Annotated in this window: 11 protein-coding genes and 1 pseudogene; 9 read left to right on the top strand and 3 right to left on the bottom strand. The window is 39.7% G+C overall.

The features are described 5' to 3' along the window. Nucleotides 1-195: 195 nt before the first annotated feature. A pseudogene (locus AC52RT_RS01840) lies at nucleotides 196-372 on the top strand (IS5/IS1182 family transposase); the annotation flags it as partial. 110 nt (nucleotides 373-482) lie between these two features. Here AC52RT_RS01840 and AC52RT_RS01845 read toward each other — a convergent pair. Next, complete coding sequence (locus AC52RT_RS01845) at nucleotides 483-908, bottom strand: endolytic transglycosylase MltG (protein ID WP_495539171.1); 426 nt, start codon at nucleotides 906-908, stop codon at nucleotides 483-485. Then, nucleotides 901-1,281: a hypothetical protein gene (locus AC52RT_RS01850; RefSeq protein WP_495539172.1), complete on the bottom strand. Its 381-nt coding sequence runs from the start codon at nucleotides 1,279-1,281 to the stop codon at nucleotides 901-903. Before AC52RT_RS01850 ends, AC52RT_RS01845 begins: the two co-directional genes overlap by 8 nt. A gap of 371 nt (nucleotides 1,282-1,652) precedes the next feature. On the opposite strand from AC52RT_RS01850, the gene AC52RT_RS01855 reads away from it, so the two are divergent. The 5 genes from AC52RT_RS01855 (at nucleotide 1,653) to AC52RT_RS01875 (ending at nucleotide 5,170) form a co-directional block, all read left to right on the top strand. Beyond that, entirely contained in the window at nucleotides 1,653-2,258 is a 606-nt protein-coding gene (locus AC52RT_RS01855; RefSeq protein WP_495539173.1) for a hypothetical protein, read from the top strand. Nucleotides 2,259-2,373: 115 nt separating this feature from the next. Continuing rightward, on the top strand, nucleotides 2,374-2,523 hold the full coding sequence (rpmG, locus tag AC52RT_RS01860; protein WP_040374250.1) for a 50S ribosomal protein L33: 150 nt from the start codon (nucleotides 2,374-2,376) through the stop codon (nucleotides 2,521-2,523). Nucleotides 2,524-2,577: 54 nt separating this feature from the next. Next, nucleotides 2,578-3,153 carry a 5-formyltetrahydrofolate cyclo-ligase gene (locus AC52RT_RS01865; RefSeq protein WP_495539174.1) on the top strand — a complete coding sequence of 192 codons (576 nt, stop codon included), beginning with the start codon at nucleotides 2,578-2,580 and terminating at the stop codon, nucleotides 3,151-3,153. An 86-nt stretch (nucleotides 3,154-3,239) separates the two neighbouring features. Continuing rightward, the gene (gene yqgO / locus AC52RT_RS01870) at nucleotides 3,240-3,434 is read left to right on the top strand and encodes a protein YqgO (protein WP_495539177.1); all 195 of its coding nucleotides are present in this window, start codon (nucleotides 3,240-3,242) and stop codon (nucleotides 3,432-3,434) included. A gap of 191 nt (nucleotides 3,435-3,625) precedes the next feature. After that, nucleotides 3,626-5,170, top strand: a complete 1,545-nt coding sequence (locus AC52RT_RS01875; protein ID WP_495539175.1) for a rhomboid family intramembrane serine protease — start codon at nucleotides 3,626-3,628, stop codon at nucleotides 5,168-5,170. Here AC52RT_RS01875 and AC52RT_RS01880 read toward each other — a convergent pair. Then, entirely contained in the window at nucleotides 5,165-6,016 is an 852-nt protein-coding gene (locus AC52RT_RS01880) for a hypothetical protein (protein ID WP_495539176.1), read from the bottom strand. The two genes, AC52RT_RS01875 and AC52RT_RS01880, sit on opposite strands and share 6 nt — an antisense overlap. Before the next feature lie 137 nt (nucleotides 6,017-6,153). Between AC52RT_RS01880 and AC52RT_RS01885 the strand changes: the two genes are divergently transcribed. The 3 genes from AC52RT_RS01885 to AC52RT_RS01895 all read left to right on the top strand — a co-directional run. Continuing rightward, complete coding sequence (locus AC52RT_RS01885) at nucleotides 6,154-6,357, top strand: YqgQ family protein (protein WP_040374247.1); 204 nt, start codon at nucleotides 6,154-6,156, stop codon at nucleotides 6,355-6,357. A gap of 12 nt (nucleotides 6,358-6,369) precedes the next feature. Continuing rightward, a complete protein-coding gene (locus AC52RT_RS01890) occupies nucleotides 6,370-7,338 on the top strand; it encodes an ROK family glucokinase (RefSeq protein WP_495539178.1) in 969 nt (322 codons plus the stop codon). Nucleotides 7,339-7,436: 98 nt separating this feature from the next. Continuing rightward, a partial coding sequence (locus AC52RT_RS01895) for a hypothetical protein (RefSeq protein ID WP_495539179.1) occupies nucleotides 7,437-7,564 on the top strand: 128 nt, incomplete at its 3' end.

Below are 7,564 nucleotides of genomic sequence, written 5' to 3' on the forward strand. Positions count from 1 at the left end.
GGGTGTTGATTTCCATTCCAGGCGTTTCGCTTTCCGCGGGCAGGCGGTGAGCCTCCTCATCGCTTACGCTCTTGCAGGGTCTCACCTGTCCTGCTATTCCCGCAGGAGTCTTCACGCCAACACTTCCATCAACTGCCTTTCTAAATGCAATCTCAAAAGTCAAATCCGTTCTATTTTAAGATAAACTTGATAAGGATCCTTTCGAAAACCCATTTAATTCAACGTGGTCAGCTTGACATGGTCGCATTAGACCAGCTTGTTCCCGAGTACCATTTGGTCCGCAAAATGGAAGAAGCCCTGGATTTTTCTTTCATTTATGATCTGGTCAAGGATGATCTGTATTTGGAAGTAGGCCGGCCTAGAAAGATGCCATGAACAGTCTTTATAAGCCAGAAAACCTCCATGAAATGTGTTCCAAACTCAAAGAGGTCCGGAATGAAACATTCCTGACCTCTTTTCTCGACAGCCTGTAAACTTCGTATTTATTTTGTAATGGTTTTTGCGATTTGTTCGATGGACATTTCTTTGGAGAGGATAAAGGTACCGACCTGAATATGGTCGTGCAGTTTATCTCTTCGTAAGTAACTCGTTAACGTATCGGCGTCACGGATGATATGTTCGTTGACGAGCTTATCGGCTATTTGTTGGGAAGTCATCCCGGGCTTGATTGTCAGGCTATAGTTGATAGCTTTTTCAGCTTTAGGCTCAGGTTGTTTAACTGGTTTTTTCTTCTCAATTTGTGATGGGTCTTGAATCGTATATCCTTTTTTCTCGAGAAGTGCCGTTGCTTCTACAACTGTTACTTCATGCTCAGTTTCCACTGGTTCAAGGAAAAACAGGTATCCAGTAATGATGGCTGTAGAAAAGGTAATGCCGGCAGCAAATGCCTGTATCGTTGCTTTATTCATATGTAGAACCTCTCAAAGACTCTTCAATGATTTCTGTAATGATCTCTGTTGATAGAGTTGATTGGGCAGAGATTTGCTTAAGAGAAAGCCCTTGTTGATAGAGTGATAGAACTTGATTCTTGAGTATTTCATTAATAGGCGCCTGTTGTTTTTTTTGTTTTAGTGCAGGCAAGGGGGACATTGGGAGATCATCACTCAAAAATTCTTCTTCAAGAATTTTTATCTTTTTCTTTAATAGATAGATATCCTGCATATGTGTAAGCGTAAGTTGTTCCAAGTCTTCTTCTAGTTTAGTTACCCGATCCTTCTTAAAAAAAGCAGCAATGAAAAGGATAATGGCAAGTGAAAGAAGGCTTAGTAAGAGTGTATTCATTGTTTCACCTCAGCTGTTGTATTCTTGATCTAAATCTATCATACACATTTTTCGAAAAAAGGGGTATATTTCCTTGAAACTACAGCGATTTCTGGAAGGAATTTGTCGAAAGTCTTCATTAATTTAAAGAAAGTAAAGAAAATAAAAAAAATTTTCCCATTCAAGTCGCTTTGCATAGACAACGGAGATAAATCGACAAAATGTGTTTATTGTTCAAAATGTAGATAGATGCTACGATTAATACATCAAAAAGGAATAGTTTTCCTTTAATAGTTTATTATTATTGTTTATGCATTGGTGGAAATGACGTTGTCTGCTGAAGTTGCCATTCGAATAATTTAAAGCGCTTTCAAATAGGAAGGGGTTAGCTAATGAGTACATTGTCGGCTTATAAAACAGCGGAACGAGAGGGTTACCGGAGAAATTTAAGGGCTGGATTATGGATGGATGGCAGCTTTGATTGGTATCGTGAGGAGGATAATGATTCCGAGAACCAGGGGGAAATACGTTCATTCAGTCAATCATATAGCAAAAAGGAAATTTCATTTATAAAATTCACGATTAATAACCGCTCGAATGCCATCATTACTCCAAAGATTGTCTGTCATTACGAAAATGCACAAGAAAGACAAGCTGTCGCTTTTTATAGTCCACATGAACAAGCCATTCTTCATGTCGGTCAGAAATCAATTGCGTTGCTTGGCGGGGTCGTCAGAGGGAGAGGGATTTCTCAATACTGTATTCAGGGAAAAGGAAGTCTCTATCAGCATGGGTGCTTTAAATCGCTTAAGGAAGGCCTTCTTCTCTATTCGCCATTGGCACGGGGAGAAGTCACAAGTATTTTTTCATTAGAAACAGAAATTATGCCGCAAGAATGTATTGAAGCAATCGCATGGGTCATTCATTCGGCAACAAAAGAAGAAGCTAAAATCCTTCATACCGAGCTGCTTAGCCAAGCAGATAGCCTAGCAATATAAATATTTCCGAATTGTTATCATTCTTCCTAAAAAACAGACTAGCATTTGATTGAGAAAAATGCTATCATATAAAAGTCTTATGTGAAAATGTCAATATGTTTGGAGGGAAATACACATGCGCGTGAATATTACGTTAGCTTGCACTGAATGTGGAGACCGTAACTATATTTCTAAAAAAAATAAACGTAACAATCCCGATCGTCTTGAGCTTAAAAAATATTGCTCTAGAGAAAAACGTAACACGGTCCACCGTGAAACAAAGTAAACAACAGGATTTTTCCTGTTGTTTTTTTTTATGTGTTTTTAAGGAGGATCTAGAATGAATTCTAAAAGAAACGTTCGGACAAGTATGAAGAAACGGTTACAATCCATGTCTCAGACAGATTATTGGAAGCGGTCGGGATGCATCGCTGAAAGCTTGTACCAAGAAAGCGAATGGCGGCAGGCCCAAACAATCGGGATTACCGTATCGATTTTCCCTGAGGTGGAGACAAAAGCTATTATCGCCCATGCTTGGAGTCAGGGGAAAAGGGTTGCAGTTCCTAAGTGCGAGGCACAGCTAAGGCAGATGGATTTTAGAATCTTAACAGATTTTTCTCAGCTTGAATGTGTGTATTCTGGATTATTCGAACCTCGTGTTGATCAAACGGTTTATGTATCCCCAGGAGAACTCGATTTACTCATTGTACCAGGATTAGCTTTTGATGGGCGGGGGCACCGTCTCGGATTTGGCGGGGGGTATTATGACAGGTATCTTTCAACGTTTACCGGCAAAACACTTTCATTGGCATTTAAAGAGCAGGTTATTACGCATTTCCCCACTGAAAACCATGACCTTCCTATTGGGAAGATTGTTACTGAGGAACAAATCTTCGAATGCCTAAATATGAAATAGAATATTTTTTTGGAATACATATCCAGTTTAAAAAAAGTCATCCCTGACAAACTACGTGTGAGGAGGGATGAAATCAATTGAAAACAATGATAAGAATAATCATGATTGGAACAGCGATTTACTATGGATATCGTTATCGATATAAACTAATGAACATCGTGTTATCGAATTCCTGGTTACGAAAAATGCTTGTTTCAGGATCATTGAGTCTGCCATTTATGAGAAATCAGATGATGCATTCCGTATTCAGTTCAGCTCAGAAGGACTTTGGAATTAAGTAACTACAAAAGGTCTTGTCAACATGATAAGGCCTTTTTGCTGTTTAAAAGAAAGGCAAGCTGCTGGACAGTCATTTATTATCTAGTTCTTCATAAACTATTCAGACGTTTTTGATTTTTACTTTTTGGTGACTTTCGTCTATCATTAAAGAGTACTAGAAAACGGTGACATTGAGAAAAGGGAGAAATAGAAAGTGGGGAAAGCTTTGGGATTAAATGAGGATTATCTTTTTTGGTCGATGGTCAAGAAACTTTCTGCCGGATATGGCTATAGAATCATTACCTTGACAGAAAATCACGAGGAAATTTGGTTGGAAAATACACGTGAAAAAAAACATCCTGTGATACGATTGATGCGGCATGATCTTGATTGGGCGAGCTGGTTAAATCGAGATATTGAAAGAACCAGTTTAAATGGTGAAAAAATTAGACAAAAACTGTATAAAAAACCTCTAGAGGTTCTCAATATATATGTAACTTCGTTTGCACCAGTGGATGACTATGAATTTACCAAGAAGCCAACTATTAATAATAAAACGACAATCGATACCTTTATTTTGGAAACGGCTACGTTTGAGGAAAGAATGGAGGAACTCCAACAGCTCCTTTCTAAATCGCTATCTATTGAACTTCCGGATTCTGGAGAGGTACAGGCAGAAGAAATCGACGAAATAAAACAATCCGCACTGGCTGAATCAGTAAAAATGGCTAAACAAGAGCAGGAACTTTTCCAGCAGGGGAAGCCGTTGTTTACCTATCTATTAATGGCTATACAGATTGCGATATTCGTAATTATGGAATTCAGCGGCGGCAGTACGAATACGAAAACATTAATTGATTTTGGTGCTAAGTATACACCGCTCATGCTTCAGGGGGAGTGGTGGCGCTTTTTCGCACCGATGGTAATACACATCGGCTTCTTCCACTTAGCGATGAATACTCTTTCGTTGTATTTCATTGGAGCTGAAGTCGAGAGAATATATGGAAGGACACGTTTTTTACTTCTTTATGTTTTTGCTGGTTTTGCAGGAGTAGTGGCGAGCTTTATTATGTCTCCGACAGTTTCAGCTGGAGCAAGCGGCGCGGTATTCGGCTGTTTCGGTGCTTTACTGTATTTTGGACTTTCCCATCCAAAGCTGTTCATGAGAACCATGGGAATGAATGTCGTTGTTTTAATTGTTATTAATCTGGGTTATGGCTTTTCTGTCGGCAATGTGGATAATGCCGGGCATATTGGCGGGTTAATCGGCGGCTTCTTAGCTTCCGGAATTCTAAATTTGCCAAAAAGCAAACAATTGCTTAAACAGCTTGTTTTTGCTGTTGTAACAGTCGGCTTAACCTATTTCCTCCTTCAATATGGGTTTAGTCATCCTAAAGCCTCGGAAAGCAATGATCAAATTATGACGGTAGTGGCGGCTGAGTACGAAGAACAAGGTGAAAAAGATAAAGGAAAACAAATGCTTTTAGCATACACTGAAGATTTTAGTGATGCGCCTTTTTCTTATTTTTATTTAGCTATTATTGAAGCGAATGCAGGAAACTTGGAACTCGCAGTGGATTATAATTTAAAAGCCATTGAACAGAAGTCTGATTTTTCGGATGCGTATTACAATTTAGCTATTGTCTACCTAGAACAAAACCAGCTGGAAAAGGCATTAAAACAGGCTGAGGCAGCCGTAGAGCTTGATCCTGAGAATGAAAGTTATCAAGCCCTTGTCGAAAGAATTAAAGGATTATAGCTGCTGCTTTAATAAAAGCGGTGTTCCATCTCCAGCGGTAAGTAAGATGAACAGCTCACGGCGGTTACTATCAAGTAATAAAAGAGGAATGGTACTATTTCGTGGGTCGACCACGGTGCCGTCCTCTTTTTTTATACCAAGAATATAGTTCTTGTAAAGACCTTCCCAAAGCCTGCCGACGATTTCCTGCTGCCGAGCAGGTGGAAAAGATGCGAAAAATGTTTTATGTTCGGAAGGTAGGGCCGTCAGCGGCAGAACGGTGTAGCGTTTTTCATCCAGCTTAAAGGCGTTCAAGCCATTGGTAAGTGCGTGCTGCGTTACTGCATCCAGATTACGATCAAGGGCTTTTTTCCACTCGATTTGGTCACTTGATATAGGGTTGGCAAAAGGTTGAAAAGGATCTGTTTTGGAGTGAATAACATAGAGATAAGCATCTGTCATGGTTTGCACACTGGTAAATTTGTTATCTGGATGTGCTTCAGCAAAATGGAAGCTGACATTCTGGAAAATTCCACTCTCACTTTGTTTTTTCCGGTCCTCCTGTGAGAGGTGTGCGGTGTTTTGCTTCCAGTCTCTTAGTACGTTAATCAATTTCCCATTTTTATAAAGCAGGGCAATATCCTGACGAAGAAATACAGGCTCTTTGAGCGATGATTCAACACGTAAGCTTAGAGTATATCTCTTACCCGATTCACCGGCAGCAAGGTGTGTGGAAGCGCTCTGAAAGCTTAGTGATGGGTCAATCGGAAAAAAATTAATGGTTTCCTTGGCAGGTTGATACGTAAAAAGTAAAAAAGAAATAATAACCGCCATGAAGATGGCTATATACACTACACGCTTTTTCATCATTCGCCTCCAAACTCACTGAATGCTAAAGGATATGTGATTGTCCACTTATTTATGATAGTTATAGTACTTGAGAGTTCTTACTTATATCGCTTATACTTTACGAGTATGAATCAGATTTAAAAGAGGTCGATGAGATGAAAACAATCTATGATATACAGCAGTTTTTAAAACGTTTTGGTTTTTTTGTTTATTTAGGAGACAGGGTCGCGGAGTATGAGTTAATGGAAGCTGAGATTCGCGAATTATACCAGATGCAGATGATTGATATAAAGGATTATCAAACAGCAATCCTTTTATTAAGGCATCATATTACCTTAGAAAAGAAACAGAAAAAATGAAAAAAGGTGACGATAATGGAAAAATGGCTAATGGGTGTCGATTTAGGCGGAACAACAACTAAGCTTGCGATTATTAGTAAATACGGAGAAATTTTTCACAAATGGGAAATCCCAACCGATATTTCGGATAAAGGGAAGAATATTACCACAAATATTGCAAAGACCATTGATGAAAAACTAGAAGAATTAGGTATGGTCAAAAGCCAGCTGCTTGGAATAGGAATGGGTGCTCCTGGTCCTGTTGATGGAAGTAATGGATCCATTTATGAAGCGATTAATTTAGGGTGGGTTAATTATCCGCTTAAGGATTTATTAGAAGTTGAAACTTCTCTGCCAGCAGTTGTTGAAAACGATGCCAATTTGGCCGCACTGGGTGAAATGTGGAAAGGTGCAGGAAATGGGGCAAAAGATTTAATTGCTGTAACGCTTGGAACTGGTGTGGGCGGCGGTGTAATTGCTAATGGCATGCTTGTCCAAGGTGCAAGCGGTGCAGCCGGAGAGATTGGTCATATTACCGTTGTTCCGGAAGGCGGCGCGCCTTGTAATTGCGGCAAGAATGGTTGCCTTGAAACGGTCGCTTCCGCTACAGGGATTGTTAGACTAGCTGATGAAGCGCTTTCGACAGACGATGGCCATTCGATCTTACAACAAAAAATAAATGCAGGAGAACCTTTGTCTTCCCAGCTGCTATTCGCTTGTGCAGCGGAGGGAGATTTGCTGTCTAATGAAGTTATCAACAAGGTAAGCTTTTATTTAGGTATGGCGCTTTCTCATACGGCAAATGCATTGAATCCAGAAAAAATTGTCATCGGGGGCGGAGTCTCACGAGCAGGTGAACAATTGGCAGCTCCAGTAAGAGAGGCTTTTGAGCGTTTTGCATTTAAACGTGTAAGTAAATCAACAAGTATTAGCATTGCTACCCTTGGCAATGACGCCGGTGTAATTGGTGCAGCTTGGCTTGTGAAAAAATTATATGCGTGATATCAAGACTCATTCTTAAATATTGGGGATACAATAGAGGAGTGATGATTTAGAATAATAGACAAGCAAGGGGGAACAAGTTGAAACGATCTCTATTTATGTTTAGGCCTTCGCTTTTTGGTCTCTCTGTATGCTTTCTTTGGATAAAAACATACATTGCTTATCAAACAAGCTTTGAAATAAACATCGATAACTGGCTGCAAGCCTTCATTTTGTTTATTAATCC

The organism is Peribacillus sp. (genome assembly GCF_059453735.1).

Excerpts from the sequence above, each read along its gene's own strand:
- AC52RT_RS01845 (WP_495539171.1), bottom strand. The coding sequence starts at position 908 with ATGAATAAAGCAACGATACAGGCATTTGCTGCCGGCATTACCTTTTCT.
- AC52RT_RS01850 (WP_495539172.1), bottom strand. The coding sequence starts at position 1,281 with ATGAATACACTCTTACTAAGCCTTCTTTCACTTGCCATTATCCTTTTC.
- AC52RT_RS01855 (WP_495539173.1), top strand. The coding sequence starts at position 1,653 with ATGAGTACATTGTCGGCTTATAAAACAGCGGAACGAGAGGGTTACCGG.
- rpmG (WP_040374250.1), top strand. The coding sequence starts at position 2,374 with ATGCGCGTGAATATTACGTTAGCTTGCACTGAATGTGGAGACCGTAAC.
- AC52RT_RS01865 (WP_495539174.1), top strand. The coding sequence starts at position 2,578 with ATGAATTCTAAAAGAAACGTTCGGACAAGTATGAAGAAACGGTTACAA.
- yqgO (WP_495539177.1), top strand. The coding sequence starts at position 3,240 with ATGATAAGAATAATCATGATTGGAACAGCGATTTACTATGGATATCGT.
- AC52RT_RS01880 (WP_495539176.1), bottom strand. The coding sequence starts at position 6,016 with ATGAAAAAGCGTGTAGTGTATATAGCCATCTTCATGGCGGTTATTATT.
- AC52RT_RS01885 (WP_040374247.1), top strand. The coding sequence starts at position 6,154 with ATGAAAACAATCTATGATATACAGCAGTTTTTAAAACGTTTTGGTTTT.